Source organism: Rhodococcus sp. LW-XY12 (assembly GCF_019317345.1).
Taxonomy (GTDB): Bacteria; Actinomycetota; Actinomycetes; order Mycobacteriales; family Mycobacteriaceae; genus Rhodococcus; species Rhodococcus pyridinivorans.
The window spans coordinates 2,564,407-2,590,707 of the sequence record NZ_CP079225.1 but is presented as its reverse complement, the minus strand read 5'-3'; the positions used below and the strand labels follow the sequence as shown (position 1 = coordinate 2,590,707).

Sequence of the window (26,301 nt, the reverse complement as noted above, 5' to 3'; positions counted from 1 at the left end):
CGACGCTGGCGATGTCATTGACGGCACACACCCCCGGAGCCCCCCTCCCCCCAGGACCGCGGATGAACCCGTGGCGCCGATTCGGTACTCCATGTGTTCCCACAGAAGGACGAATCGAAGAGCTGCTCTGCGCCTTGTGGTACCCGGGCGACTGGCACCTCCGCGACGACGGCAGCGTCACAAGTATCGCGCGCCGGCCCATCCCGTCAGCCGGCGCGACATACGCGGTGCATACTCACGTGATTGTCGGCGGGGATGGAACCGACGGCCTCGATCCAGGCCACTATGCGTACGACCACGACAAAGGACAGCTTCTTCGCAGAGACAACGCCAGGGAAACCGCGGCGGGCTGGGAACTACCGCGCAGCCCTTCCCCAGGCTCGCGGTTGGTGTTCAGTGTGCAGCCAGGCCGTAGCTTCGGCCGATACCGGCACCGCGCGTGGCCGCTGTGGATCGCCGATGCCGCATATGCGCTGGAGGCGGTGCGCTTTCTTCTCGACACGGACTTCCCCACCGTCTTCGGCCCAGGGCCGGAGATCCGTGCACAACTCGGCGTGCCACCTGCTACCGAGACGTCCGCCTGGCTCTCTCGGGGCCTCGTACCCGAGATTCCGCTCGTCTCCATCGAACTGCCCAGCAACTGGGACATCGCCTCACAGCGGAGACATGCGCTTGCGCGGCGACGCTCACCGAAACTTGCCGACTTCGTACGAAATCCGGTCCGCGACACCAACGCCGCACACCTCGCCGAACTCGCAGGCCAGGCCTGGATTGCCCATGCCGACCGCATCGAGACATGGAAGATCATCCCGAGTGCCTCAGCCGAGACCATCTACGACGCCCTCTGGCATGCCCATCGCGCCGCCGCCCGGCTGTGCTACGACGCCGCGCTGTCCCAGAAAGTGAGATGCCGGCCTGTCTCCGGAATCCCTGCTGCGGCAGAGAGCTGGACGATGCACGCAGTGGCAATGCTCGACGGCGTCGAGAATAAGGAGGAAAAGGCCGAATGATGATCGTCCGCGAGCTGTGGCGTGAAGCGAGGCACTTCCCCGGATTGCTCGCCGGGAGCGTGCTGCTTGCTCTGCTGGTGTTCGCCAGTTATGTCGGCCAAGCGGTCGCGATCGCGTGGGCACTGACCGCGACGCTCCAGGGCACCGGCCCTACGGTGATCATCGCGCTGGCATCTGTCACAGGGCTCGCAGTTGCGCGAGTGCTGCTGATGGTGGCGCAAGATTCGGTCTCGGCGCGTCTCGGAGGCCTGGTTCGTCGAGAATTGCGGCATCGAGCAATCCGGTCGGCGTTGACCGCAGAACGGTTGCACGATGCGGGAACCCGCGACGGCTCCATTCGCGTCGCGCTCAGCGACGGCATCGATGGGACGGACACGTACGTCTCGAAGTACATCCCTGCCGTTGCTCTGATCCTCATAGCATGCCCGTGCATCGTCGTTGCTCTCGCGGTACTGAACCCCTGGGCGGGTTTATGGGTCGCGGTCGCCGTGGTCATGGCTCTGGCAGGACCGCTTGCGTGGAAGACGATGATGTCGCGCCGGGGCCTCGAGCATTGGGACTCCTATGAAGCACTGAGCGCGGACCTGCTCGAGTCGCTTCGAGGCATGGCGACATTGCGTGCACTCGGCGACGTGCCCAGCACCCGGCAGCGGATGCACGAGCGATCGGAGGCGCTGCGCACGGCAACCGAACGGGTGATGCGAGTGTCCCTGGCAGAGACCGGCGTAACGGATTTCGCGATCCAGGCAGGTACCGTCGCCGCGGTCATGACGGCGATCGTCCACGCCGCGACCGGGCAACCCCCGGCGTTCGAGGTCTACCTGATTCTTCTGCTGTCCTCGGAAGCGTTCCGCCCGATCCGTGACCTGTCCCGCTACTGGCACGCCGGGTTCCTGGGGCTGACCGCGGTGCCCGGCCTGCACCGCTTGGGCGCGTTCGATTCGCCCGACAACGGTTCGGGTACGTGTGTCGTCGAACACGGAAGGTCCGGCAGGAACATACAGTGCCTGCAAGCTCGAGGACTGCGATACCGCTACCCAGGCTCCGACACCACGGTGTTGGAGAGTTTGGATATGACGGCACATCGGGGCGCACTCACGGCGATCATCGGTCCGTCCGGGGCCGGCAAATCGACGTTGTTCGACGTGCTCCTCGGCTTCCTGACACCCGAGTCGGGCAAAGTCGAACTCGACGGCGAGTCCCTGCGCGCCGGAGACATCGCCGTCGTGTCGCAACGCCCCGTCCTGTTCACCGGAACGATCCGCGACAATCTCACCGTCACAGGCGAAACGACGGACGCCGACCTTGTGGACGCGTGCCGGGCAGCGGGCATCCTCGACGAGATTCTGGCCTTACCGTACGGTTTCGACAGCCGCGTCGCCGAAGCCGGCCTGAGCCTGTCCGGCGGTCAGCGGCAGCGTCTCGCGCTCGCACGCGCCCTGCTGACACGGCGTCCGGTGCTCCTCGTCGACGAGCCCACCAGTGCGCTCGATCCCGCACGCGCCGCTGAGGTAATGGAAACGCTCCGACATGCTGCGGCAGATCGGATCGTCGTGATGATCACGCACCGGCCCGAAAGCCTGTCCGGTGTCAACGAGCAGTTCCGGCTCGAGCACGGCCGGCTGGAAAGGAAACGCGTTTGAGCATCCGCAGCTCCCTCCATGCGTTCCGCGCGCTACTTCCCGCACTGCGCCCCGAATACCGCGGCATGCTCGTTAGCTATCTCACCGGCACAGCCAGCGCCCTCGTCCTTGCTGCGCTGGGCGTTCTCACCGCCTGGGGTATCGGACATACGGTCGTCGAACGCACCGTCCCCGGCGCGACGTGGTGGGTTGCTGTAACCGTTCTGGTGCTGGTCCGCGCTGTTCTGACCTGGCAGGAGATGAACGTCTCGCATGCCGTTGCCTACCGGGTGCTGGCTCGGCTGCGCATGGCGCTGTTCGACTCGTACGCACGCAGCGTGCCCGGACGCCGTCGTGAACACTCGGGCCGCGCGGCCGCGGTCGCGATGGACGACATCGAAAAGCTCGAGTTCTTCTACGCACACACACTCGCCCAAATCGCCACATCACTCACGGTGTTCATCTCTTCATTCGCCACGGCGTTCATCTTCCTGCCGTCCGCCGCGTGGATCATGCTGGCCGGAGCTGTACTCATCGCGGCCACCGCACTGGTCGCGCGACACCGGATCCAGCAGCTGGGTGATGCGGAGCAGCGACTGCGCGCGGACCTTTCGACGCAGATCGTCGATGCACTCGGATCGCTCCGAGAAGTCCTCTCCTACGAACTGGAAAGCAAGGTTGTCGCTGACACCCTTAACACGACGGAGCGGGCTACCGACGTCACCCGGCACCAGGGAAAGCTGACACAATTCGTTACCGGACTCCGCGAAGCGCTCGTCACCACGACCATCATCGGTGTCGTCCTTGTCGGTGCTTATGCGACCGGAGCGCTGGGCGGCGCCGCGACCGGAAACTTGCAGCTTGCGCTGCTCCCCTCGATGGTCGCTCTCACCCTCGCCGGTGTCTCGGCGGTCTCTGACGCTGCGACCACGCTCACGCAGCTCCATCCCCTCACGGCCAGCGCCGGACGCGTCCACGACGTCCTCCGGCGCGAGCCGGTTGTTTCCGAGCCGCCCTGCCCGCGCGCGATCCCCGACGGGCCGCTCGGACTGCGAATCCAGAACCTGTCGTTTACCTACGATGACCGTGCCATGGCGGTATGTGGCTGGTCTGTCGAAGTGCAACCGGGAGAACACGTCGGTCTCACCGGGGCTTCGGGAGCGGGCAAAAGCACGATCATCGCGCTGGCCGCACGGCTCTGGGAACCCCTGTCAGGAACGATCGAGCTGTTCGACGATCACGGCGAGCGCGTTCCGCTCCAGGACGTTGACGATTTTGCGCTCCGGCAGAGCGTCGCGCTGGTGGATCAGGAGACCACACTGTTCCATGGCACCGTGCGAGACAACCTGCTCCGCGGGGCAGGCCCGGTTTCGGATGACGAACTTCTCCGGATACTCGAACGCGTCGAAGCGGACGGGTGGGCCGGTCTCGACAGCGAGATCGGGCAGGGAGGGATCACTCTCTCCGGTGGGCAGCAGGCGCGCCTTGTCCTTGCCCGAGCGCTTGTTCGTCGGCCGCGGATCCTTCTCGTCGACGAAGTCACTGCCAGCCTCGATCCCGAGACCGAACACGCGATCTCCGGTGTTCTTGCCAACTACCCGGGCACCGTTGTAATTGCCTCGCACCGGGACGAAACCCTTCAGCGCATGCACCGGGTAGTCCCGATCCGATCTGCAAGTGAAGCCATCGCGTCACCGGCACGATAGGTAACGATCAGCTCGTGGTTCGGCCGCGCGGCGATGCGCGCCGCGCAGTCGACTCTATGGTCGACCCGGTTCAGCCCCTGATCGCCGGACGGCGGGGTCCCAGATTCCCGTCTCATCACCGCACAGTGCATCGTCATCGAAGTTCCCATTGCGGTTGCCGCAGGATCTGGTCCGGGCGGGGTCAATTCGCCACCAAGCGCAGATACAGCAATCTGTCATCAGCGACGATGACGCCGAGCTCGGGAGAACCCACCCGGATCAGCGGTCCGTAACGGACGACCCCGAGCACGATGACGGGCAGCTCCCGCGGCGAAAGGCCGAGCTCGTGCGGCTCCACACCGCGTTCAGAGACGGCGAACCCATCCTCGGGAGTCAACAGGTCCTCGATCATCTCCATCACCGTGGGAGTGGCAGGGGCCAGGCCCAGCAACCGGCCCGCCCGTCTCAGCGGACACCACGACCGTATCGGCACCAGACTGGCGCAGCACATGGCCCCGGCCAAGTGCAACACATCCGACTTGGTGGCCGAGCCCTGTACGGTCACCAGACCCTGCCGCGATGAGGAAGAACGCTCGCAGCGGCGTGATGACCAGGATGTTTACCAGCCGCGCCTGCGGGGTGAGCGGAGTGATGTCGCCGTAGCCGGTGGTCGACAGCGACACGGTGGCGTAGTAGACGCAATCCAACAGCGGCAACGGGGTTGTCCTGTACGTCGCGGTAGCCGTCCCGACCCGGATACACCACGATCACCGCCGCGGTCAGCGCGGCCAGGGCGTAACCGATGCGGCGCACGATCGCCCGGCCCGGGCTGGTCTGTTCCTCCGGGACCCGCAGCACCCCGACCAGAGCGAAGTCGGGACGGTCGGTGAGGGTATCCGAGCGTCGCAGCGGCACCCGCAATCTACTGGGCATCGACGGTCGGATCTGTCGATCGGACGGTGAAAAGCGCTACCCACGGCATGGTCATCAGCGTCTACGTAACCCTGATACTGAACCATCCCGGGTCTCATGCACACATTGTCATTTGTGTGCGACCGGTTGATCGGCACGGTGTTCAGCGTAGTACTTGGCTCCATACTCGGCCGGTGGGATCCGCCCAAGGCGGTGCATGAGCCGGCCGGTGTTGTACCAGTGCACCCACGCCGAGGTGGCTTCCTCGACGTCACTGACAGTGCGCAGCGGGCCCTTGCGGAACGGGGAATCGTCGGCGATGCACTCGGCCTTGTAGAGCCCGATCGTCGTCTCTGCGAGGGCATTATCGTAGGCATCGGCCACCGACCCTATCGACGGCCGAATCCCTTGCAGGAACAAGGTTTCCTCGAACCGAAGAGCCGTATACTGGGCGAGTTCAACCGGCCGATGCAACACCGGGCTACTGCAGGGAGCGTAGCTGCTCGGCGAAGACCTCGGCCGGGGTTCGCCAGCCGAGCACCTTGCGTGGCCTGTTGTTGATCGCCGGTCTGCAGGCAGTCAACTACGACGACAAGCTCGACGCTCGGTGGATGTCGCTGGTCACCGATCTCGACGGTCAACTGGCAGCGCAGATGAGCAGGGACTCCGACGCCGGGGCGATCACTTCGCTCTCGGACGACCATGAGGGTCTTGTCACGACGCTGACCGACATGATCGTCATGGCGTTCTCGAGGACCGATCGAACCCGCCGTCGCATCGAGTCGACTGATACGGCGGCGTGCTATCGCCTTCGTGGCGTGATGCGACCGGTCCACGCCCCTCTCTACTACCGGGAGGCAGTTCGCTTTTCCACTACCTCTTCACCTTCGTTTCGTCGCGCGCTCAGAACAGCCCGACTGCTCGGATGATCAGACCGACGGCCACCACCAGGACCACGATCACCACGATCGCGATGGCGATGAGGGCCCCGGCACTGCGGCGCTGCGGCGGTTCGTGTTGCGGACCGCCCACAGCAGTCTCGGCGGGCGGAGTATCTCCGGGCGACACCCCGCCTCCGGGTTCGAGACCAGGAGTGTTCGCGGGATCAGGGTTCTGCGGGTCGAACTCGGACGCGTCGGGATTCTCGTCAGCCATACTCTCCTGTACCCGATTATCGGCGAGCAACGCGTCGACTTTTCTTCTTCACAGCGCCGCACCTGCGAGTGCGCGGGCTACAACGTCTGGGACAACGGTTCGATGATCCCGGAATCGACGTGGCCGCCGATACGCCGGGATAAGCTGACAACGGCCGAACAATACACCGCTGCAGGCTCCGGGAGCCGGTAACACCGCTGCTCCCAAGCCTTTTGACCTCGGGAGGAATCATGACCGACCCACAGCAGGATCCGAACAAGGACGAAGGTGAGGAGGGCCCGGCGGACGGCGGTGCAGCCGGCGTCCCGGGCGTTCACGATGGCGGAGCTGACGGGGGTTCCGACGGGGGCGCCGACAGCGGTGGCGACGGCGGAGCCGATGAGGGCGCCGACGGCGGGGCTGACGGAGGAGCCGATGGCGGAGCCGACGGAGGCAGCTGAGGGTGAGGACTCCTCGCACCGCACCCAGGACTCCGGCGTCGAAACGGACGCCGGAGTCCTGGAAACCCGCCTGATCGACATCGGTCGGGAGAAGTTCGCGTCCGAGATCTGGGGGCGGGCACCACTGCTGACGCGTCGCGCCGGCACATTCGCCGATCTTTTCTCCGTCGAGGCGGTCGACGAACTCATCTCACGCCGAGGACTTCGCACGCCCTTTCTTCGCGTCGCCAAGGACGGGACGACACTGCCGGACTCGTCGTTCACCTCCCCCGGCGGTGTCGGAGCGACCATCTCCGACCAACTCGACGACACGATGCTCTGGCGTAACCTCGCCGACGGTGCCACCCTCGTCCTGCAGGCACTGCACCGCACATGGGAACCGATCTCGCAGTTCGGCACCGCTCTGAGCGACGAACTCGGACATCCCGTCCAGGTCAACGCGTACATCACTCCACCTCGGAACCAGGGGTTCAGCCACCACTACGACGTCCACGACGTCTTCGTCGTGCAGATCGAGGGAACGAAGAGGTGGGTGATCCACGAGCCCGTCCACCCGGCGCCGCTACGCAATCAACCCTGGACCGATCATCGCCCCGCTGTCGCCCGAGCCGCGACAGAGCCGGCGTGCATCGACACGGTGCTCGAACCCGGCGACTGCCTCTATCTGCCGCGAGGCTGGATCCATGCCGCCGAGGCCCGAGGGGAGATCTCGATCCACCTCACCGTCGGCATCCATACGTGGACGCGCCACGCACTCGCCGAACATCTGACCCGAGCAGCACTCGCTGCGCTCGGCGACGATCCCGGGATGCGCGGCGCACTGCCCATGGGCATCGACGACCCGAATGATGAGGTCACCGCTGTCCGTGAGCATCTCATCGCCGCAATTGCCAACGCGGACGTCACCTCCCTGTTCCATCGTGCCCGGCGGGAGCAGGCGCGTCCGGCACCGCTGGGGCCGCTCGCCCAATTCGCCGCCGTCCACGATCTCGGCCCCGACACCACGGTGAAGCTCCGCAGCGCGCTGTATGCGCGTCTGGAAGGTTCACACCTGGTCACGCGCGTCGGCCGCGTCACCGTGGCGGACGATGAAATGCCGTCTGTCACGCGCCTGCTCGACGGCGGATCCCACCCGACGAAAACCCTCGGGACCGACCTGGTCGAACGGCTGTTGCGCGCAGGGATCCTCGTCCCCGCGGAACAGTGACGGTGCACTGTGGCCTCAGCCGAACGCTTCTTCTGCGCAGACAGTGCCCGACAGCGGGGTGATCCGATGGCCGGCACGGCCCCACGCGGATTCGTTTGGATCCTCGTCGAATATCGGGGCAGATGGCCGGTGAACGGGTTCGAGGGGCTCGATCTCGACGCCGCGACCAAGACGGCCGTGTTCTCCGCCGCGCAGGCGGCTCGCGCACGCATACTGCTGGTCAAGCGCCCGGGCCGTCGTCGCCGCGGAGGACACGACCAGTGGGCGGTGCTCCGCCGCGAGACCTCGGGCACGGTGCGTCAGCAATGGGGAACGTGGGATCGCGAGGAGGATCTGACACAGATCGTCACCGCCCTCGAGACTCCCGGCGACCCCGGTGGCCCCTCCGTCCTCTTGGTCTGCGCTCACGGTCACCACGATCCGTGCTGCGCCGTGCGTGGACGGCCGGTCGCGCGCGCTCTGGCCGAGCGCTGGCCCGATCAGGTCTGGGAATGCTCGCACGTAGGCGGAGACCGGTTCGCCGCCAACGTCGTCGTCGTACCCGACGGTGTCTACTACGGCGGTCTCGACGCCGAATCGTCCGTCCTCACGATCGAGGAACACTTCTTCGACCGGATCCACCACCACCATCTACGCGGCTACACCGATATGTCTCCGCCTCAGCAGGCCGCGCTCGCCGCCACGCTCCGACGCTTCGGTCCGGCCGGGCGCAGCGGTTACGTGATCGCCGAGAGTGTGCGCGAGGGTGATCGCTGGCGGGTCCGGCTCGCCGGTCGTGCACCGCACCCGGAGCGTGTCGACGTCGAACTGCAGGCCCACCGCACTCCCCCGTGCCGATTGACCTGCCGTGGAGCGCCGACGGGTTCCGTCATGCTCTACGAACCCACCTCGGTCCGCGCGGTGTGAGCGGACGGCCGCGCAATCGGCCGCAGGTCGTCACCCCAGCTCTTCCTCCGCCTTCGCGAGGGCCGCGAACTCCTCGTCCGGGGAGTTCGCGACGAGGTGGTGGCGGCTGTAGAGACCGAAGTAAGCCATGCATGCAGCGAACGCGGCGAACGTCCACAGAGCCGCAACAGGATCGACGAGGAAGGTGGCCACCACAGCGGCCGCAGCGATCACCAGCGCGAACGATGTCGTGACGATTCCACCGGGTGTGCGGTACGGACGCCGCATCCCGGGCTCGCGGACGCGCAGCACGATGTGGCTGACCATCATGAGTACATAACTCACGGCGGCACCGAAGACCGCCATGTTGAGGAGCATCGCGCCCTCACCGGTCAGCGACAGGACGAAACCGATCACGCCAGGAACGATCAACGCGAGCATGGGTGCCTTGCGGGAATTCGTCACCGACAGGCTCGTCGGCAGGTAGCCGGCCCGGGACAGCGCGAAAGTCTGCCGCGAGTACGCGTACATGATGGAGAAGAAGCTGGCGATCAACCCGGCGAGCCCGATGTAGTTGACGACCTTCGCCGCTGTCCCGTCACCCAGCGCCTCGACGAGCGGGTTGCCCGAGGTCGACAACCCCTCGGCGCCCAACGCACCGGTCGCCAGGAACAGCACGGTCGCTCCGGTCAGCAAGAGCACCAGCATGCTGGAGATGATGCCGCGCGGCACGTTCTTCTCCGGCTCACGAGCTTCCTCCGCAGCGAGAGGAACGCCCTCGATCGCCAGGAAGAACCAGATCGCGAACGGGACCGCGGCCCAGATACCGAAGTAACCGAACGGCAGGAAGCCCGAGGCGCCGACGGCATCGGTCGGCGCGATGTCCGTGAGATTGTCGGACTCGAACAGTCCCACCGCAGAGACTGCGAAGATCACGAGTCCGGCAAGTGCGATGGCGGTGATGACGAACATCGCCTTGAGCGCTTCGCCCGCACCGGTGAGGTGGATGCCGATGAAAATGGCGTAGACAGCGAGGTAGATCCACCATCCGTCGGTGATCCCGAAGATGTTCAACGATTCGACATAGCTGCCGATGAACGTCGCGATGGCCGCCGGTGCGATCGCATACTCGATGAGAATGGCCGTACCGGTGGCGAATCCGCCCCAGGGGCCGAGCGCGCGGCGGGCGAAGGTGTATCCGCCGCCTGCGGCCGGAAGGGCCGACGACAATTCCGCCATCCCGAGCACCATCGCGAAATACATGCCCGCGATGACCACGCCGGCGATGAGCAGACCGCCGAATCCGCCTTCGGCGAGTCCGTTGTTCCATCCGGCGTAGTCACCGGAGATGACATAACTGACACCGAGTCCCGCAAGGAGCACCCACCCTGCGGTTCCTTTACGAAGTGAACGTTTTTCGAGGTATTCGCTCTTCTCGGCGTGGAAGTCGGCGCCGTCGTGGTGCTTGCGGGTCCTCGAACTCTTCGATGGTTCTACGACTGCCATTCCGTCTCCCTGAGGCGATCGGTTCGTACGGCGGCGTCACGCCGAGGTGGAACGTCGCGCGAGCAGCTGCCGGTGTTCATGAGCTACCCCCCGGGGGCGTGGAGAATCGCGCAACGAGATGGAGTGCAGCCGTGTAACTCGGATGATCCAGCATCCTCCCGGGCGAACAGGGTGTCTGTTCGTTTCTCGAGTATCGGAGAAGACTGTTGCAACTCTGTTGCGCGCCTGTAATGGAACGCACGGTTACGCAGCCTGCGGGCGGTCTTCTACCAACCGACGACACGTGGAGGATTCGAAGTGACAGCGCCGCTGTGGGCGGTAGCGATCGTGGCCGTGGCTGCGTTCGGATGGGGCGCATCGGTGGTGTAGCGGGCTCATCGAAGTGTCGTGCGCCGATCCGAGGGTCCGCTCTCGGCCACGGGGCGTACCCGCATGGTGTCGGTCAGGCAGGCACAGGTCACCTTCGATTTCGTCGGACCCGAGCGAAGGCTGCGAAGAATCGGGTGCATCTCGATGTGCGCGTCGGCACAGGCTTGGAGAGCGACGAGCGACTGTCTGCTCTGCAAGCGGAGTCCGACCGACTGGTGACGCTCGGCGCTGCGCAAGTGAAGGTTCTGCACGCCGACGGTGTGGACGAGTCCTGCATCGTCGTGCAGGACATCGAAGGCAACGGGTTCTGTCTGGACTGAGCCCGTATACCTCGAAGTTCCGTGATCCGACAACCGATCGCAGAGAAGCGGTGTGGTCCTCGACGATTCGCTGGGCAATTCGAGCGACGGCGACGTTGAGATCCTGTGACAGCGTCCGCAGCATCACGAAGGCGCGGGCGGCATCGACACCGCAGCGCTGCATCAGAAGACCTTTGGCCTGGCCGATGGTGTCTCGGGTGCCCAACGCCGAGCGCAGATGCAGCTCCGCGCGTGCAGCAGTGAGCTCGGCGGCCGCCTGCGCCGCCAGTGCGATGCCCAGCGCTACCGCGGCACCGTCGAAGGCCTGCGGTTTCGATGCGAACAGGTTCAGCGAACCGGCAATGTCGGTGCGGGTGTGGAGTTGGAAGGACAACACGCTGCCGACCCCGACCATCAGGGCTTCTTCCGTGAACTGCGGCCAGCGCATCTCGGATCGGAGGTCGCTGCTGTAGACCACGCTCGTGACCCCGGCAGCGTCGATGCAGGGACCACCGGCGTCGCGTTGGATCCGACCGAGTTCCCGGGACAACGACGAGGTCGCTCCGTGGGATTCGAATGTGTCCTTGCCGATGAGGACGATGTCGGCGCACTCGACCCCGGCGATCGTCACCGCGGCGGCCGGGGTCACCGCACGCAGTGCTTCACCGAAATCGTGCCGTCCGCTCGGCGGTCTTCATAGATCTCCAAGGGCCTTGATCAAGATTTCGATCGATTCGGCCATGAAATGCAGCCTCTTCCGCCTGTTTCACGATGCCGCGTGTCAAGGCGAGAAAGTGTCGGGCAAGATGCCCGTACCGCCCACGCTACTCGTGATTGCCGACGTGGGGTGAGGAACACCTGCTGGGCGTCCTGCGGAGACCTCAGGACTAGGGGGTGCCGACCAGGTCCGGAGATCAGAGGGTGTGGCCGAGGATGTGGGTAAGGGCGATGAGGGCGGCGAACCAGATGAGAGTTCCGCCGAGTGTGGCGAAGTCTGTGTACATGAGTGGTGTCGAGCGTACGCCGGTTGAAGCATCAACCGGCGTATCGTTCGTCACAGCCTGTCGCGCACGCAATCAGCTTCCGCACGCGCTTACCTCCCGCGGGGAATAGACGGGGATCTGGTCGCGTTGTGCTGGGCGGATCGGGTGCATATTCGTGTCCCCCGGGCTCAACCCTTTGCCTTCACGGAAGTTCCGTTCGACTGGAGCCGTGTTGCGCCTTTTGCCGAGAGGCGACCGAACGCACCCGATCCCTTCACACTTCGTAACGCGAGTCGGCGCACTCCGCCACGCGAGCCTTCGCCACCGGATGCGCTTCCCGCACGGATGTGGCCGACCCGCCCCGGCGACCGAATACCACCGGGTTCGGCCACCGCTCCACCGGGTACCTCCGGAAGACACCGACAGGTTCGAAAGAACAGCAAGTGCAGGAGGACATGTGCCCACCAACTTGACCGCCACCGACCTTCGAGAACTCCTCGATTCGACGCTCGATGACCCCGCACTCGTTCTGGAGGAGGGACGCTTCCGCGTGGTCGGAGGTCAGGAGCTCACGGATGAGAACCGAGCGTTCCTCGTGGTCACCAGGGAAGACCTCCGCAAGCAGCTACCGCAGGATCGGGACCACGACGAGAGCGACCTGGAGCTACAGGCGGGCGTGCTCGGCTCGACCGTCGCGAACCTCGGCGGGTGATCGCCTTGTATCGGCTGCCGACCGGAACAGTAGGTGACACACTCGGAGAATGAGCGAAGAACCCACATCCGCGCCGGTCTGGAACTACCTGATGGACATGGATGGTGTTCTCGTGCACGAGGATCACCTGATCCCCGGTGCCGACGCGTTCCTGACGGAGCTCCGCGACACCGGTACGCCGTTCATGGTGCTCACCAACAATTCCATCCGCACACCCCGAGATCTGCGGGCGCGCCTGCTGCGCTCCGGCCTCGACGTGCCCGAGAAATCGATCTGGACCTCCGCGCTGGCGACGGCGACGTTCCTCGCCAATCAACGTCCCGGTGGCAGCGCTTACGTGGTGGGTGAATCCGGATTGACCACCGCGCTGCACGACATCGGCTACGTCCTCACGGACAGCGACCCGGACTACGTCGTCCTCGGTGAGACACGCACGTATTCCTTCGAGGCGATCACCACCGCGATCCGACTGGTCGAACGCGGCGCCCGGTTCATCGCGACCAATCCGGACCCGACCGGCCCGTCACGAGAGGGTTCGCTTCCTGCCACCGGGGCAGTCGCAGCGCTCATCACCCGCGCGACCGGCCGTGAGCCGTATTTCGTGGGCAAGCCGAACGCCCTGATGATGCGGTCGGCCCTGCGTGCGATCGGTGCGCACTCCGCACACACGCTGATGATCGGTGATCGCATGGACACCGACATCGTCTGCGGCCTCGAGGCCGGTCTGCAGACACTGCTGGTCCTGACCGGCATTTCGACCCGCGAGTCCGTCGAGCGGTTCCCCTACCGCCCGACCCGCGTCATCAATTCCGTTGCGGATCTCGTTGGGTCAACGGCAAATCCGTTCTGAAGAGTATCGGGGGTCCGAACTTTCGGCCGGATCCGATGAGGGTGGGCTTTTCATGCACCGAGAGCGAAGGCGACCAGGAATCCCAGCGAAGTGCAGATACCGACCCACCATCCGCCTTCTCGATAGGCTTCCGGCATCAACGAGTCGGCGATCACCGCAATGGTGGCGCCTCCGGCGAATGCCTGGATCAGCGGAATTCCCGCTTCCGGCAGAGAATCGGCGAACGCAGTGGCCACCACAACCACCGCCACCAGCAGAACGGCCGTCACGCCCCAGATGAGCAGAGCAGAGCGATGCGACAGAGCCGACCGCATCGACGCCGCACCCGCCACCGCCTCGGGGATGTTGCCAACCGCCACGGCCACCAGCAACACGATTCCACCGCTGCCGGCTGCGAGAGTGGTCCCCAACGCAGCATTCTCCGGAACGCCGTCGAGGAGGGCCCCGAGCATCAGCGCCCAACCCAGGGCTGCAGGGCCGAGCATGTTCTCGATCACGCGATCGGCAACGACATAGACGACGGTTCCCAGCATCAAGGCCCCGCCGGCCGCCCACAACCCCTGGTCGGCGAAGGCCGGGGCGAACAGTTCTGTGGAGACCGCCGCCACCATGGCACCGGCGCCGAAGGCCATCAACCCCGCGAGCACCGGGCGGGGCAGGTTGTAGAGCAGGCCGATCGCAGCTCCGAGGAACAAGGGCACGGCGGTCCCCAGTCCGTACCACAGGGCCGTCAACATCGAACCGAACCCCCGCGTCGGCACCGTCCTCTACTCGTTACGCTCATGTGTACCTCTTCCGTCCCGGCGACCGGGTACCCAGGGACGTCACCGCCGACCGACTCGGCAGGGTCACCTATAACGCGATGATCGACGATTCCGTCGGCAAGGACACGGTGCCCAGGCATAATTTGCTCGAATCAGCGAGTATCGGCCCACCCCATCGATGAAGCACCGAGTCCGAGCGAAGCATCGTGAAGGGCCGAATCGACCGGTGGAGGATTCGTGCGCATGGGCCGTGCACCGATTATTCCGCGCGCCGCTCATCATGTCGGCGCACACTGGCGTGCTCTGTCCGAGATCAGGGGCACCGGTGACCGGTTCGTCCCGGCCCTGACCGAACCCCTGCCGCCTGCTGCGCGGCGTTGGATCAACCATGCGGTGGCCGAGGGCACGCCGATGGCCGCAGCCGCACGACTCGAGATGTCCGGGCAGATCCGGCTCGGATCCTGGCGACCGTTCACCGCTGTCCAACTCCTCGCCCCGACGTCGGGATTCGTGTGGGCTGCGACCACTCGGATCGGCCCGGTATCAGTGTCGGGGTACGACCGCTTCACCGACGGTTGTGGCGAGATGTGGTGGCGAATAGGGGGAATCATTCCGGTGATGTCCGCGGACGGCCCTGATGTCAGCGACAGCGCGGCCGGCCGCCTGGCCGGGGAGAGCATCTTCGTGCCGACGTCGTTTCCCCTCGCACGGTGGCGCGGCGACGAATTCGTCGCCGCGGCGACCTGGACGGTGGCCGGCCGCAAGGAAACCGTGCGTCTGGATGTCGCCGAGGACGGGGCGTTGTGCGGGGTGCGGATGCTGCGGTGGGGCAACCCCGACAATCACGAGTTCGGCCGGTATCCGTTCATCGTCGCGGTCGAGGCCGAACACCGGTTCGGTGGCATGACCATCGCCTCACGGATCCGCGCGAGCTGGGACACGGGTACCGGCACGGACGGCGAGTTCTTCCGCGCCGAGATCACCTCTGCCGACTTCTTCTGACGGTCCACGAGGCCTGCCGCGTAAACCGACGTCGTCACTGTCTGCCGGGTGTCTGTGTGCGGTCCCGCCGGTCGGCCGTCCACACCGATTGCAGCATGTGCCAGTCGGCGGGATGCGCGGCGATACCGGCGGCGAACCGGTCGGCCAGTAACTGGGTCGTGGCTTCTACGCCGCCTGCGGTATCGATCGGGGCGTCGATGTGGAACCCCCAACCGCCCGGAGTGAACCAGCAGTGCACCGGCAGCAGCGGCGCACCCGTATCGATCGCGAGCTTGGCCGGGCCGGCAGGCATGCAGGCCGGTTCGCCGAAGAAGGTTACCGGCACGCCCGCTCCGGTCAGGTCACGCTCACCGAGGAGTCCGACGAACCGTCCCTCCCGGATCCGGGCGATCAGCTGTTCGAACGGTGGAACTGTGCCACCGGTGAGCGGGATGATCTCGAAACCCAGGCCTTCCCGGAACCGCACGAAGCGGCGGAACAACGATTCCGGTTGCAGCCGCTCGGCGACGACGGTCGGTGTGCCGATCCGCTGTACGATCCACACTCCCGCCAGGTCCCAGTTCCCGCTGTGCGGAAGCGCCAGCACTGCGCCGCGCCCACGCGCGACGGCCTCGTGGATGTGTTCGAGACCGGTGGCCGCGGAGTCGATGGTCTCGGCCAGCCGTAGCGGATCCATCGACGGCAACCGGAACGCTTCGCACCAATACCGCGCGTACGAACGTAGACTCGCGCGCACGAGTTCGTCGGGCACCTGAGCGGGAGTGGTGGACAACACCCGAGCGAGGTTGCGTCGTAATTGGATCGGCCCGCCGTTTCGGGCCGCTCGATCCGCAGCCATCTCGAACAGGCGCCTCGCCGGTTTTTCCGGTAGCGCGCATACCGTCCACCAGCCGGCGGCGTACGCGAGGTCCCAGGCTCGATCCTTCATGCGCATCGAGTACCCCGAACGCGGAGGTCGACAACGATGACCATCACGACGGGCGCTGCGCGACGTTCATCCGATCGGCCACCCCGGGAGTCGTCCTGCTTCCTGCCACTTACGGTCCCACCGAGACAGTCTCTGCCGGTTCATCTCGACGTGGACGCCGAACAGCGTGAGCGCGCATGCCACGGTGCCGAGGACGAGAATTGCCAGAGCCGCACCGAGGGCCGCGAGCGCGTTCTCGATTCCGGTGCGGGGAACCGGCATGTAGTCACCGGTCTCGTCGACCCAGATGCGTACCGTCTCCCCTGCACGCCCGCGGGCTTCGAGTCCCACGCGGCCGATGTGCTCGACGCCGTCGACCTCCCACCGGGCGAGTGCCGGACCGGGCGACGACGAGGACTCGGCCAACGGGTTGGGGACCGACGCTTCGTCCGGATCGTCGTCGAGAACGAACGCCGGTACCTGCCGTCCTTCGGCCACCTGCTGATGTGACTGTTCGCTGAACTGCGCATACGACACGGTCCCGACGACACCGGCAACGGGCACCACCAGGAGCATCAGACCCACCAGGAGCATGAACGCGACAGCTTCGACGCGGTCGATTCCGCGCAGGAGCGGATTCGCGCTCCATGGCCGCAGACGCCACCACCGCACCGCCAGGGTGTCTTCGCGGATCATCACACTCTCCGGACATCGAGCTCCTGCCCCCGAGTGTCGATCGTGCGCGCCTGTAGATGTAGTGCCGAAGGTCGTATCCCAACCGGGTCCACCTGCAACGATCGAGGGACCTCGGTAACGAACCACGCCCGCCCGCGAACAGAAAATCCGGCTGCCCGCAGATTCGCTCTGCCGACAGCCGGATTCGGTGTGCCGTATCCAGTTTCACCTATCCCATGGGCTGGGCGGCCGGTGCCTCGCGCGACAGGATCGGAAGCCGCGACGCGAACGGCAGAAGCACCACGACGACCAGCGCGACCATCAACACGCCGAGCGCCATGCCCGACAGCACGTCGTGGACGTAGTGCACCCCCACCGTCACCCGGGAGAAGGCGAGCACCGCGGCGAGCGGAGCGACCAGCCAGATCAGACGCGGAGCCGCGAGGACACACGCCGTGGCGAACGACGCCGCGATGACGGAGTGGTTCGACGGCCAGGACCAGTCACCCACCTCGGGGCATTCCAGCACCGTCTCGATCCCGAGTGCGCGACACGGTCGCGGCTCCGTCACCACGAGCTTGACGAGTTCACTCGACAGGTAGGCACCCACGACACCGATACCGCCGACGGCGAGGGTGCCGAAGCTGCGTCGATCGTTCCGCCACAGCCACGCCGCGAGCACACCGGTGAAGGCGACCAGGACGAGCAGCCCCTTGTCCGCGACGAGACCTGCGAGCGGTCCGAGGAAGGACCCCTCGACGGTCTGAGCGACGGACAGATACAGGCGGTCGCGCATCGGTACCGTCGCCGCCGCGAGAAGAGTCAGCACGAGCGCCACCCCTACGGCAGGGATGAACATCGAGCGGACCAACCGCGGGGATACAGGAGGTGAATTCTCGGTGACGACCATGACCGAAGACGCTATCGCGCCACCTTGCCCGGCGGCAGACCGGCTGGTCGGGCGGGGTGACGGGGAGCTTCGAGCCTGCGACGCGTCCCGTTCCGAGGCGACTGCAGGCCGGCGGACGAAGTGGCTTCTGCCTCCCGCCCGGGCGATAGGCTCGCACGCGTGTGGCGAACCTGGATCCTCTCCGCAGCGATGGTGGCCGTCGCGGCGGTCGTTCTGCTCACTGGCGCATTCGACGTGACCTCGGTGGTGACGGCAGTACTGCTCCTCGTCTTTGCGTGGGTCACCTCTCCCCTGTTCTTCCCCCATCACGTCGACGACGCGACCGCCCGTCGCGACGCCGCAACCCGCGGCGTTCCGGTGGTGTACTGGCGCCCGGGGTGTACGTTCTGCATCCGGTTGCGCGCCACCCTGCGCACTCGCGCGCGTCGCGCGATCTGGGTGAACATCTGGCGGGATCCCGCTGCGGCCGCTCGGGTCCGGGAAGTCAACGGCGGGAACGAGACGGTGCCGACGGTGTTCGTCGGCGACGTGTCGCATACCAATCCCGACCCACGTTGGTTTCGCGATCAACTGGTCTGACGAGCCGACCCCCGACACGAACGAGGTCCCGGATCCGTGTGGATCCGGGACCTCGTTGATGCAGAGCGGTCAGCGGCGCACGCCTCGGCCGGTGACGGCCTTGACGAGGAACAGCAGGATGACCGCGCCGAGGAGGCAGGTCAGGAAGCTGAAGATCAGTCCGCCGCCTTCGACATCCACCCCGAAGACCTTCAGCAGGAAACCACCGATCAAGCCGCCGATGACGCCGACGACGATGTTGAGAAGAATGCCCTGCTGGGCGTCGGTGCCCATGATCTTGCTGCCGATCCAACCGGCGAGACCACCGATGATGATCCAACCGAGGATTCCGAGTCCGAGCATGTGCAGTCCTTTCGTGAACACTGGCTAGTTCGACCCAACTCAGATACCCAGTCGTCCCACCAGTCACACCTCTCACTTCTGACAAGTTCAGAGAGGCACGAATGCGACGCCCGGAAGGTCGGATTCGACGGCTCCGACCGTGGCACGTGCCGTCTGCCCGACGGGGACGGCTCGCGCTGGCACACTCGTGCGCATGACCCAGCCTCCCGTCACGATCACCGTCACCGGCCACGCCGAGCGCACCGTCGCACCCAACCGGTGCACGGCGGTGTTGCGGGTGCACGCCGACGGCTCCTCGCGCAAGCAGGCCGCCGAACCGGTGACCGCGGCCGTCGCCACCATCACCGATCTCGTCACCGAACTGCACAAGCGCACCCCGAACCCGGTGAAGCGGTGGACCTTCGATCGGGTACGCCACAGCCGGCGGCGCCCGTTCAACCGCGAAGGCAAGAACCGGCCGTGGGTGTACAACTCGTCGGCGTCGATCACCGTCACCTTCCACGAGTTCGACGCTGTGGGTGCGTTCGTCGAGCAGGTCGCCGAACTCGAGGTGGTCACCGTCGCCGATCTCCAGTGGTGGATCACCCGCAAGGCGCGAAAGAAGCGACTCGCACAGGTCCGCGACCTCGCCGTCCGCAACGCCCTCGACAAGGCGAAGGCGTACACGACGTCATTGGGTCTCGACACCGTTCGTGCGGTGGCCATCGCCGATCCGGGCATGCTCGGCTCCCAGCCCTCACCCGTCCACGCGGGCGGCGCTCCGATGATGCGCACCGCGATGCTGCGCTCGGATGCGATGAACGCACCCGAGTCCGCCGAACCCGCGCTGGTCTTCGAACCCGACTGCGTCACCCTCACCGTCGACGTCGAGGCGCGGTTCGAAGCGTCCCCCTAGCGTCGGGGAAACCTCGGTGTTCCGGACCCCGCTCAGCGACGTCGAGAACACCGAAACTCGAGCACCCTCCGCTCGATTCCTTGCGCGCCTTGTACAGACGGTGGCACGATGCCAGCACGCCGCCGATCCGCGCGGCCACAATCGAATAAGGCCCGCCAGGAGTTGCAGCTCCCGACGGGCCGGATGTCCGACTGTAAGGGAGTCGAACGTGGGTCAGAATACCCTGGCCGGCGGCGTGCGTCGTGGACCGCGCCTTGCCGCCAACTTCACCGTCCTCAGCAATGCCGTCATCACCGACGAGCGGCTGTCCTTCCGCGCGCGGGGTGTGCTCGTCTGGTTGCTGTCCAAGCCCGACGACTGGCGCACCCGCGCCGACTCGATCGCGGCACAGTCACCGAAGGAAGGTCGCGACGCGATCCGATCCGCTCTGCGCGAACTCGCCGACCTCGGCTACCTGGTACGCGAGAAGATCCAGAACGAGCTCGGCCAATGGATCACCATCCAGACCATCTACGAACGTCCCGCCACCGACCCGGCGCCTGAGAATCCGACCCGCGGCAGCGCGGACATCGCAGACCCAGGCGCTCTTTCAAGTACCGATACACCAAGGACGGAAACCAACCGCACACCGCGCGTCGCGAAGACACCGCTCGGTCCGGCGGTGGTCGAGCTTGCGGCAGCCTGCAGGCAGGCCGGGCTCACCGCGACCTTCGTCTACCTCAAACCCGATGCGGCAGCGGCGATCGAAACACTCGTCGCCACACACGGCGTGCCGGCTCTGGTTGCGGCAGCGAAATCCGTGCACAGACCGGGCAATCCGATGCGACTGGCGCACGGATGGTTGCCGTTGTGGCGGTCGCTGTCGACGCCCCGTGTCCTCCACCCGAAGTGCGGCGACTGCGACGAGTACGGGTGGCTTCCCGATGACGAGCAGGGGCGTGCCGTGCGGTGCGGGTGTCGCGCGCCGGCTGCGGCCTGAGATCCGATGCAAAGGCGCTCGGCCGAATTCCGTTGACCGATCGGATGGATCGGTTGTCTCATGAGGGGTAGGTAACGTTCTGCGGTAGACAGTCTCGCCGAGCTATCGACGGCGAGGGATGGTGATGGTGTCGGGAACCCGTATCGAAGTGCCCGTCGACGACGGCGTGCTGTCGGGACTCGATTTCGGTGGCCGTAGGCCGGAAGTGCTGTTGGTCCACGGCAGCGGACACAACGCCGTCACTCGTGATCGCCTGGTGTTCATTCGTGCTCAGCAGAATGGCGTAAATTCCATTGCCCCAGCACTTGTCGAGGAGTACTACTGGACGCTGGCGAATTTCGAGATCCTCGAGGAGAAACACGGCGATGGCCACCACGATCGAACGGCCGGACGGCACGAGCATTCACGGTCCGGGCAAGCTGTCTGCGGAGCGCTTGCAGCACGAGCTGGCGTTGCGTCGACGTGCGCAGCGGATACCGGCAAGGCGACGTCACGACGGAAAAGGCGGGCGTCGGCAGCAGCGACGTGCCGCCGCCGGAGCGTGGTAACTCTGCCCAGCATCGTCGAGGCCGCGGCGTGATCGGTCAGCGGCGCGCCGGCGAGGCGAGAGGAGAATCCCGACGACCTCCGGCGACGGCACTCCCCCACTGGCCGATACAACCGGACGAGCAGGGGGCATCAGCACGATCGCCGACAGCGCGGCGATGGCCACCGAGAGGATGCCGCCGAGGGGAAATCCGACCAGAACGTTGAGCCGGGACTTCGCCAGATCCCGCACCGTCCACTTCTCTTCCACCGCCCCGGAGGAGAAGAAGAACACCTCGTACGGAGTCATCGCCGCACCGAACAACGCGATCGCGTAATACCGATATGCCGCCAGTTTCTCGCTGTCCACCAGGGATGGAGTGAACACCTGGTTCGCGAGCTGCCCCCCAATCCGGACCGAGAAGGAACACCGCCACTGCGAACATGACCAGGCACAGTCCGACCACCCCGGTGACGTTCTCCATCACCGAGAACTTCACCCGCCAGATCACCAGCCACACCGCCAGGGCGGCTACCGGAATCCACATCTTCGGGTTCACACTGCTCGCCAACTGCAACGCCAGCGCGATACCACCGACCTCGGCGGTCCACGTCGACAGGTTGATCAGAAACGACGCGCTCAGATTCGCCACTGCCATGCGCGGCCCGAGACGTTCGCGAATGATCTCGAAAGTGGCTCGGCCGCTGACCGCAGCGACGCGGCCGGACATCTGCGGAAGACACAGATTCCCAGCACGCCTACCGGCACCACCCAGGCCAGGACAACCCGAAACGCGCGCCCACCACGGCATTGGTGACCAGGTCACCGATGTCGAGAAATCCCCCGATCGCGGTGAGGATGCGGTGAGGATTCTGAGAGCGACGGCGAAGAGACTTTTCATCCGGCCGCCTCGAGACGGTCTCCGAGATCGAGCAACTCCGTACCTGCACGTCCGAGCTCGGCCGCAACCGCAGTCAGGTCGGTCTGCTCGCCGACTCCGGCAACCATGTCTCGTCCCCGGATGATCTGTCCGGTAACCGTGTTCGCCGCCTGCAGGACCTCGGCGCGCAGGGTTCCCTGGCCGGGGGTGTCCACCTCTCGATCCGCGGTTGCCGAGACGGCCTGGTCGACCTCTTCGAGCATGTCCGACAGGGCGGTGTCCGTGGCGGCGGTGGTGTTGTGACCGTCGGCGAAACCTGCAGGCTCAGCTGAGCCGAGACCGCCGCCGAACCGATCTGCTGCGCTGCCCGACCGAGATTGCCTTCCACCCCGCCGCGCATCGAAGCGCACCCTGATGCGAAGACACCCAGGAGCAGCGCTGCAGCGACCACAGAAAGCAGCACACCCCTGCTCCGGCGTCCACCCGTCTCATGCGAGACGCGCCGTGAAGACCACGCTTTCCTCAGCAACCTCACGATAGAAGCCGGTTTCCGTCGCCGGTCGGTTTCGACAGCCGACACTCGCCGCGCTGTCGACCGGCGCCTATCGCTGTTCCCATGGATCCGCCCGTGACGCGGTACATCCAGCGCGACGGCGCCGCACTGGCGTATCAGATCGTGGGTGAGGGGCCACATCCGATCGCGTGGTTCTTCGAAGACATGATGCATCCGGACCTGATGTGGACCGATCCGCACTTCCACTACAACTTCGAACGTTGTGCCCGCTTCGCGCGTTCGCTGTTCTTCCAGCGACGCGGATTCGGACTGTCCGATCCCGTCGAGCACGTCCCCACGCTCGAGGAGCAGGCCGACGACGTCGTCGCGGTGCTCGACGACGCCGAGGTCGATCGCGCCACGCTCGTCGGCGCAGCCAGCACCTGCGGGCCCCTTGCCCTGGTAGCGGCTCGGCACCCCGACCGCGTTTCCGGGCTGGTCCTCGCCGAACCCTGGTCCGATACCCTGCTGTCCGACGGTGATCCGCCACCGGGATGGACTGCTGACGAGCGAGACCGGTTCGTCGAGTCGTATCGGGATGCGTACGCATGCTGGGGTCAAGGGAAGCTCACGTCCCTGGCGCACCCGACCCTCGATGTCCCACACAATCGACGGATCATGGCGCTGCTCGAACGCTGCTCCGCCACACCGAGAACTGCCCAGAAACATCTCGAGTGGGCTCTCCGCGCGAACTACTCCTTGATTCTGCCGGCAATCCAATGCCCGACGAAGGTGTTGCATCAGCCGGACACTCTGTTCGCTCGAGAGGCCGGCCGCAGGATGGCCGCGCAGATTCCGAACGGCCGCTTCTACGAGCTGCCACCGATCGCCCTCGGCGCAACCCTGGGTGAAGTGCTGATTCCTGTTCTCGACCACGTGGAGGAACTCGTCAGCGGCACGGACCATCCGGTCGAGGCCGATCGGTTCCTGGGCGCGGTTCTGTTCACCGATGTCGTCCGCTCCACCGACCTGCTCGCTGAGGTCGGTGACAACCGGTTCGCGAGGTTGCTGGGCGCGCACGACCGACTCGTGCGTGCGGAGGTCGAGGCCGGCGGAGGCACGCTGGTGGGCATCGCGGGCGATGGGACCCTCAGTGTCTTCGACGGTCCAGTGGCCGCACTGCAGTGCGCGCACCGGATTATCCGATCGACATCGACTCTCGGATTTTCTGTGCGCTCCGGCGTGCATGTCGGGTCGGTGACCCGCGCCGGTCCCGGGTTGACCGGAATGACGGTCCATATCGGAGCGCGGATCGCTGCCTCCTCCGGGCCTGGCGAGGTGCGATGCTCACAGGCGGTGCGCGAGCTTGCGGTCGGCGGAGATTTCGATTTCACCGACCTGGGCAGGCATCGGCTCAAAGGTGTGCCCGGTCAGGTCCAGGTGTTCAGGGCGACGGTCGGGGCCCGTCCTGCACAGCCTGCGCTGCCACCACGCCCGACCGTCTCGGACCGGGCAGTATTGACCATGGCGCGCCGGGCTCCCGGCATGCTTCGTGAGCTCGCCCGCCTCGCAGACCGTCGCAACAAGGCAGTGAGGCGTCCACGATGATCGTCGCCGACTAGGCTCGGCTCCGTGAGCGTGCGTGCAGGAATCATCGTGACCGGGACCGAAGTGCTGACGGGGAGGATCTCCGACCTGAACGGACCGTGGTTGTCCGACCAACTCCTGAAACTCGGCGTCGACGTCGCCCACATCACGATCTGCGGTGACCGGCCCGCCGACCTGACCGCACAGTTACGCTTCCTCACCGAGCAGGGCGTCGATCTCATCGTCACCAGCGGGGGTCTCGGTCCCACCGCCGACGACCTCACCGTCCCCACCGTCGCCGAGTACTGCGATCGCGAACTGCTGCTCGACCCCGAACTCGAAGAACACATCGCAGGTGTCATCCGCCGGTTCCGCCCGGACACCCCCGATCTCGAAACCGGACCGACGCGTATCGGGATCCGGAAGCAGGCGCACGTGCCCGCCGGTGCCACCGCCCTGCCGCCCACCGGTACAGCGCCGGGCGTGGTCATCCCCGCGGTCGCCGGCGAACGGCCGGTACCGACCATCGTCATCCTGCCCGGCCCGCCCGGTGAGCTGCAGGCGATGTGGCCGAGCGCGGTCGCCTCCCCCGCGGTCGCCGACGTGTTGGCGCGAGCCGACGACCTGCAGCAGCACACCGTGCGCGCCTACGGATTGCACGAGGCACAACTCGCCGAGACGCTGCGCCGGGCCGAATCAGAGATCGCCGGCCTCGAACGCCTCGAGATCACCACCTGTCTCCGACACGGCGAACTCGACATGGTGACGCGAGTCGCCTCCGGTGACGCGGACATCTACCATCGCCTTCTCGACGTCCTCACCGAACACCATGGACGCGAGATCTTCTCAACCGACGGTTCCACCATCGACGACCAGCTGATCGCCGTCCTCGACGGCCGCACGATCGCGACTGCGGAGTCGTGCACCGGCGGACTCGTCGCCGCGCGGCTCACCGACCGTCCCGGGTCGTCGGCCTATGTCATGGGTGGCGTCGTCTCGTACTCCAACGACGCGAAGTCCGATCTGACCGACGTACCGGCCGAGATGATCGCGGAACACGGGGCGGTGAGCGAGGAGGTCGCCGCAGCCATGGCCGAGGGTGCTCGACGGCGCCTGAAGGTCGACGTCGCGGTCTCCACCACCGGGGTCGCCGGCCCCGACGGGGGAACCGAGGCCAAGCCGGTGGGCACGGTGTGCTTCGGCGTCGCGATCGAGGGACGGCCGACGTACACGGTCACCCGCCGCTTCCCCGGCGACCGCGAACGGGTCCGGACTCTCACCACCACCGCAGCACTGCATCTGGTTGTCGCACAGCTCGGTCGGGATTGAGCCTGCACGCGCGCGCCCTCGGCGGTTGTCAGCCCTCGCGTGCCGCCTTCAGCTGAGTCCGAAGAGAATCCACTTCGGCTCGGAGGTCGTTGATCTCGTCGATGTAGGGACGGATCCGGGCGCGGACCGCTTCGTCGGTGTACTGCGGGATCAAGCTCCGAGAGCAGTTCCAGTCGAAGGCCTCGACCTCGATGACGATGCTTCGCTCACATCGCGCCGAGATTCTCCGCCCGTCACCGAGATCGCGCAGCCGGTCGAGAAGCTGCGGGTCGTCTTCCGCATCGACCACCCGCGCGGTACCGAAGAGCTTCAACCGTCTCTTCAGCGGAAAGTCCGCGAGGAACAGCGCGACCCTTCCGTTGTCCGCGATGTTCCCGACCGAGACGAACTGCTGGTTGCCTCGGTGATCCGCAAACCCGATCGTCTGCCCACCGAGGTGGTGCAGGAACCCGACGGGTCCGCTGCGGTACTGGACATAGGGCCATCCGCTCGGGGTCACCGTCGCCATATGGAACTGGAAGCTTTCGCGTACGAGAGCGAGTTCCCGGTCGCCCAACGGCTGAGGCCCTCGGTCGGGTTCGTCGAGGTCGGCACCATAGGCAACGATGCTGCCCGCAGCTTCCTGACGCGCGACCGCCTCCGGGCCGAACGCCAGATGGTGATACCTCGAACCCATACCGATCTCCTCGCCGATGTCCGTTATGCCGACAACGAGACAGTGCATCACAATCGACCGTGACCAGAAAGACGCGGGTGTCGACCCTGCAGTTCGCCGACAGCGGCCATCTGGTTTACGAT

25 protein-coding genes and 4 pseudogenes are annotated in these 26,301 nt (G+C 66.0%); 16 read left to right on the top strand and 13 right to left on the bottom strand.

The features are described 5' to 3' along the window. Positions 1-62 precede the first annotated feature (62 nt). From KXC42_RS12195 to KXC42_RS12185, 3 genes are read left to right on the top strand one after another with little or no spacing between them, the layout of a single operon-like run. A complete protein-coding gene (locus KXC42_RS12195; RefSeq protein ID WP_152640992.1) occupies positions 63-1,010 on the top strand; it encodes a hypothetical protein in 948 nt (315 codons plus the stop codon). After that, positions 1,007-2,653, top strand: coding sequence for an ABC transporter ATP-binding protein/permease (locus tag KXC42_RS12190; RefSeq protein WP_247849005.1), 1,647 nt, complete (start codon positions 1,007-1,009; stop codon positions 2,651-2,653). The genes KXC42_RS12195 and KXC42_RS12190 overlap by 4 nt, the downstream gene beginning before the upstream one ends. Next, a complete protein-coding gene (locus KXC42_RS12185; protein ID WP_039587336.1) occupies positions 2,650-4,338 on the top strand; it encodes an ABC transporter ATP-binding protein in 1,689 nt (562 codons plus the stop codon). The genes KXC42_RS12190 and KXC42_RS12185 overlap by 4 nt, the downstream gene beginning before the upstream one ends. A 181-nt stretch (positions 4,339-4,519) precedes the next feature. On the opposite strand, the pseudogene KXC42_RS12180 reads toward KXC42_RS12185, so the two are convergent. Continuing rightward, positions 4,520-5,250 (bottom strand): annotated as a pseudogene (locus KXC42_RS12180) (potassium channel family protein). Positions 5,251-5,358: 108 nt separating this feature from the next. Next, positions 5,359-5,682: pseudogene (locus tag KXC42_RS12175) on the bottom strand (integrase core domain-containing protein); the annotation flags it as partial. Positions 5,683-5,783: 101 nt separating this feature from the next. Here KXC42_RS12175 and KXC42_RS12170 point away from each other — a divergent pair. After that, positions 5,784-6,158 carry a hypothetical protein gene (locus KXC42_RS12170; protein ID WP_162483973.1) on the top strand — a complete coding sequence of 125 codons (375 nt, stop codon included), beginning with the start codon at positions 5,784-5,786 and terminating at the stop codon, positions 6,156-6,158. On the opposite strand, the gene KXC42_RS12165 is transcribed toward KXC42_RS12170, so the two are convergent. Beyond that, positions 6,133-6,384, bottom strand: coding sequence for a DUF6480 family protein (locus KXC42_RS12165; protein WP_019289476.1), 252 nt, complete (start codon positions 6,382-6,384; stop codon positions 6,133-6,135). The genes KXC42_RS12170 and KXC42_RS12165 overlap by 26 nt on opposite strands. A 230-nt stretch (positions 6,385-6,614) precedes the next feature. Between KXC42_RS12165 and KXC42_RS12160 the strand changes: the two genes are divergently transcribed. The 3 genes from KXC42_RS12160 (at position 6,615) to KXC42_RS12150 (ending at position 8,937) form a co-directional block, all read left to right on the top strand. Continuing rightward, entirely contained in the window at positions 6,615-6,824 is a 210-nt protein-coding gene (locus KXC42_RS12160) for a hypothetical protein (RefSeq protein WP_039587332.1), read from the top strand. After that, the gene (locus KXC42_RS12155) at positions 6,799-8,031 is read left to right on the top strand and encodes a cupin domain-containing protein (protein ID WP_200886528.1); all 1,233 of its coding nucleotides are present in this window, start codon (positions 6,799-6,801) and stop codon (positions 8,029-8,031) included. The genes KXC42_RS12160 and KXC42_RS12155 overlap by 26 nt, the downstream gene beginning before the upstream one ends. 129 nt (positions 8,032-8,160) lie before the next feature. Next, positions 8,161-8,937, top strand: coding sequence for a sucrase ferredoxin (locus tag KXC42_RS12150; protein ID WP_230810875.1), 777 nt, complete (start codon positions 8,161-8,163; stop codon positions 8,935-8,937). A gap of 30 nt (positions 8,938-8,967) precedes the next feature. Here the strand turns inward: KXC42_RS12150 and eat are convergent, their stop codons facing one another. Continuing rightward, positions 8,968-10,422 (bottom strand): ethanolamine permease, encoded by a 1,455-nt coding sequence (gene eat / locus KXC42_RS12145; protein ID WP_006552114.1) that lies wholly within the window; start codon positions 10,420-10,422, stop codon positions 8,968-8,970. Positions 10,423-10,652: 230 nt separating this feature from the next. On the opposite strand from eat, the gene KXC42_RS27205 reads away from it, so the two are divergent. Beyond that, positions 10,653-11,111: a VOC family protein gene (locus tag KXC42_RS27205; protein WP_306672622.1), complete on the top strand. Its 459-nt coding sequence runs from the start codon at positions 10,653-10,655 to the stop codon at positions 11,109-11,111. 73 nt (positions 11,112-11,184) lie between these two features. Here the strand turns inward: KXC42_RS27205 and KXC42_RS27735 are convergent. Continuing rightward, positions 11,185-11,328, bottom strand: a pseudogene (locus KXC42_RS27735) (ANTAR domain-containing protein); the annotation flags it as partial. A 1,202-nt stretch (positions 11,329-12,530) separates the two neighbouring features. On the opposite strand from KXC42_RS27735, the gene KXC42_RS12130 reads away from it, so the two are divergent. Both KXC42_RS12130 and KXC42_RS12125 read left to right on the top strand, forming a co-directional pair. Then, positions 12,531-12,785 carry a hypothetical protein gene (locus tag KXC42_RS12130; protein ID WP_019289459.1) on the top strand — a complete coding sequence of 85 codons (255 nt, stop codon included), beginning with the start codon at positions 12,531-12,533 and terminating at the stop codon, positions 12,783-12,785. 49 nt (positions 12,786-12,834) lie between these two features. After that, entirely contained in the window at positions 12,835-13,635 is an 801-nt protein-coding gene (locus KXC42_RS12125; protein WP_006552097.1) for an HAD-IIA family hydrolase, read from the top strand. Positions 13,636-13,685: 50 nt separating this feature from the next. Here the strand turns inward: KXC42_RS12125 and KXC42_RS12120 are convergent, their stop codons facing one another. Then, positions 13,686-14,372, bottom strand: a complete 687-nt coding sequence (locus KXC42_RS12120; protein ID WP_039958072.1) for a ZIP family metal transporter — start codon at positions 14,370-14,372, stop codon at positions 13,686-13,688. Between the two features lie 270 nt (positions 14,373-14,642). Here KXC42_RS12120 and KXC42_RS12115 point away from each other — a divergent pair, with 270 nt between their 5' ends. Continuing rightward, positions 14,643-15,401 (top strand): DUF6544 family protein, encoded by a 759-nt coding sequence (locus tag KXC42_RS12115; RefSeq protein ID WP_257606143.1) that lies wholly within the window; start codon positions 14,643-14,645, stop codon positions 15,399-15,401. Positions 15,402-15,435: 34 nt separating this feature from the next. On the opposite strand, the gene KXC42_RS12110 is transcribed toward KXC42_RS12115, so the two are convergent. The 3 genes from KXC42_RS12110 to KXC42_RS12100 all read right to left on the bottom strand — a co-directional run bounded on the left by KXC42_RS12110 (position 15,436) and on the right by KXC42_RS12100 (position 17,893). Further along, a complete protein-coding gene (locus KXC42_RS12110) occupies positions 15,436-16,335 on the bottom strand; it encodes a phosphatidylinositol mannoside acyltransferase (protein WP_033098185.1) in 900 nt (299 codons plus the stop codon). Between the two features lie 60 nt (positions 16,336-16,395). Continuing rightward, positions 16,396-17,004 (bottom strand): hypothetical protein, encoded by a 609-nt coding sequence (locus KXC42_RS12105; protein WP_039587323.1) that lies wholly within the window; start codon positions 17,002-17,004, stop codon positions 16,396-16,398. 208 nt (positions 17,005-17,212) lie between these two features. After that, on the bottom strand, positions 17,213-17,893 hold the full coding sequence (locus KXC42_RS12100; protein WP_230810883.1) for a phosphatase PAP2 family protein: 681 nt from the start codon (positions 17,891-17,893) through the stop codon (positions 17,213-17,215). 159 nt (positions 17,894-18,052) lie between these two features. On the opposite strand from KXC42_RS12100, the gene KXC42_RS12095 reads away from it, so the two are divergent. Next, positions 18,053-18,472 carry a glutaredoxin domain-containing protein gene (locus tag KXC42_RS12095; protein WP_006552091.1) on the top strand — a complete coding sequence of 140 codons (420 nt, stop codon included), beginning with the start codon at positions 18,053-18,055 and terminating at the stop codon, positions 18,470-18,472. 69 nt (positions 18,473-18,541) lie between these two features. On the opposite strand, the gene KXC42_RS12090 is transcribed toward KXC42_RS12095, so the two are convergent. Then, a complete protein-coding gene (locus KXC42_RS12090; protein ID WP_019289453.1) occupies positions 18,542-18,814 on the bottom strand; it encodes a GlsB/YeaQ/YmgE family stress response membrane protein in 273 nt (90 codons plus the stop codon). Between the two features lie 193 nt (positions 18,815-19,007). On the opposite strand from KXC42_RS12090, the gene KXC42_RS12085 reads away from it, so the two are divergent. Then, positions 19,008-19,709 (top strand): SIMPL domain-containing protein, encoded by a 702-nt coding sequence (locus KXC42_RS12085; RefSeq protein ID WP_219130402.1) that lies wholly within the window; start codon positions 19,008-19,010, stop codon positions 19,707-19,709. 208 nt (positions 19,710-19,917) lie between these two features. After that, the gene (locus tag KXC42_RS12080) at positions 19,918-20,688 is read left to right on the top strand and encodes a helix-turn-helix domain-containing protein (protein ID WP_219130401.1); all 771 of its coding nucleotides are present in this window, start codon (positions 19,918-19,920) and stop codon (positions 20,686-20,688) included. A gap of 646 nt (positions 20,689-21,334) precedes the next feature. Here KXC42_RS12080 and KXC42_RS12075 read toward each other — a convergent pair. Beyond that, positions 21,335-22,074: pseudogene (locus KXC42_RS12075) on the bottom strand (Nramp family divalent metal transporter); the annotation flags it as partial. 37 nt (positions 22,075-22,111) lie between these two features. After that, the gene (locus tag KXC42_RS12070) at positions 22,112-22,357 is read right to left on the bottom strand and encodes a hypothetical protein (protein WP_232333350.1); all 246 of its coding nucleotides are present in this window, start codon (positions 22,355-22,357) and stop codon (positions 22,112-22,114) included. Between the two features lie 353 nt (positions 22,358-22,710). On the opposite strand from KXC42_RS12070, the gene KXC42_RS12065 reads away from it, so the two are divergent. Together KXC42_RS12065 and KXC42_RS12060 are read left to right on the top strand one after the other, a co-directional pair. Beyond that, positions 22,711-24,195: an adenylate/guanylate cyclase domain-containing protein gene (locus tag KXC42_RS12065; protein ID WP_064852838.1), complete on the top strand. Its 1,485-nt coding sequence runs from the start codon at positions 22,711-22,713 to the stop codon at positions 24,193-24,195. A 24-nt stretch (positions 24,196-24,219) separates the two neighbouring features. Continuing rightward, positions 24,220-25,503, top strand: coding sequence for a competence/damage-inducible protein A (locus KXC42_RS12060; protein WP_219130400.1), 1,284 nt, complete (start codon positions 24,220-24,222; stop codon positions 25,501-25,503). 28 nt (positions 25,504-25,531) lie between these two features. On the opposite strand, the gene KXC42_RS12055 is transcribed toward KXC42_RS12060, so the two are convergent. Then, a complete protein-coding gene (locus KXC42_RS12055; RefSeq protein ID WP_232512278.1) occupies positions 25,532-26,179 on the bottom strand; it encodes a pyridoxamine 5'-phosphate oxidase family protein in 648 nt (215 codons plus the stop codon). Between the last annotated feature and the right edge of the window lie 122 nt (positions 26,180-26,301).

Excerpts from the sequence above, each read along its gene's own strand:
- KXC42_RS12195 (WP_152640992.1), top strand. The coding sequence starts at position 63 with ATGAACCCGTGGCGCCGATTCGGTACTCCATGTGTTCCCACAGAAGGA.
- KXC42_RS12190 (WP_247849005.1), top strand. The coding sequence starts at position 1,007 with ATGATGATCGTCCGCGAGCTGTGGCGTGAAGCGAGGCACTTCCCCGGA.
- KXC42_RS12165 (WP_019289476.1), bottom strand. The coding sequence starts at position 6,384 with ATGGCTGACGAGAATCCCGACGCGTCCGAGTTCGACCCGCAGAACCCT.
- KXC42_RS12160 (WP_039587332.1), top strand. The coding sequence starts at position 6,615 with ATGACCGACCCACAGCAGGATCCGAACAAGGACGAAGGTGAGGAGGGC.
- KXC42_RS12155 (WP_200886528.1), top strand. The coding sequence starts at position 6,799 with ATGGCGGAGCCGACGGAGGCAGCTGAGGGTGAGGACTCCTCGCACCGC.
- eat (WP_006552114.1), bottom strand. The coding sequence starts at position 10,422 with ATGGCAGTCGTAGAACCATCGAAGAGTTCGAGGACCCGCAAGCACCAC.
- KXC42_RS27205 (WP_306672622.1), top strand. The coding sequence starts at position 10,653 with ATGGAACGCACGGTTACGCAGCCTGCGGGCGGTCTTCTACCAACCGAC.
- KXC42_RS12125 (WP_006552097.1), top strand. The coding sequence starts at position 12,835 with ATGAGCGAAGAACCCACATCCGCGCCGGTCTGGAACTACCTGATGGAC.
- KXC42_RS12120 (WP_039958072.1), bottom strand. The coding sequence starts at position 14,372 with ATGTTGACGGCCCTGTGGTACGGACTGGGGACCGCCGTGCCCTTGTTC.
- KXC42_RS12115 (WP_257606143.1), top strand. The coding sequence starts at position 14,643 with ATGGGCCGTGCACCGATTATTCCGCGCGCCGCTCATCATGTCGGCGCA.
- KXC42_RS12110 (WP_033098185.1), bottom strand. The coding sequence starts at position 16,335 with ATGCGCATGAAGGATCGAGCCTGGGACCTCGCGTACGCCGCCGGCTGG.
- KXC42_RS12105 (WP_039587323.1), bottom strand. The coding sequence starts at position 17,004 with ATGATCCGCGAAGACACCCTGGCGGTGCGGTGGTGGCGTCTGCGGCCA.
- KXC42_RS12100 (WP_230810883.1), bottom strand. The coding sequence starts at position 17,893 with ATGGTCGTCACCGAGAATTCACCTCCTGTATCCCCGCGGTTGGTCCGC.
- KXC42_RS12090 (WP_019289453.1), bottom strand. The coding sequence starts at position 18,814 with ATGCTCGGACTCGGAATCCTCGGTTGGATCATCATCGGTGGTCTCGCC.
- KXC42_RS12085 (WP_219130402.1), top strand. The coding sequence starts at position 19,008 with ATGACCCAGCCTCCCGTCACGATCACCGTCACCGGCCACGCCGAGCGC.
- KXC42_RS12070 (WP_232333350.1), bottom strand. The coding sequence starts at position 22,357 with ATGCTCGAAGAGGTCGACCAGGCCGTCTCGGCAACCGCGGATCGAGAG.
- KXC42_RS12065 (WP_064852838.1), top strand. The coding sequence starts at position 22,711 with ATGGATCCGCCCGTGACGCGGTACATCCAGCGCGACGGCGCCGCACTG.
- KXC42_RS12055 (WP_232512278.1), bottom strand. The coding sequence starts at position 26,179 with ATGGGTTCGAGGTATCACCATCTGGCGTTCGGCCCGGAGGCGGTCGCG.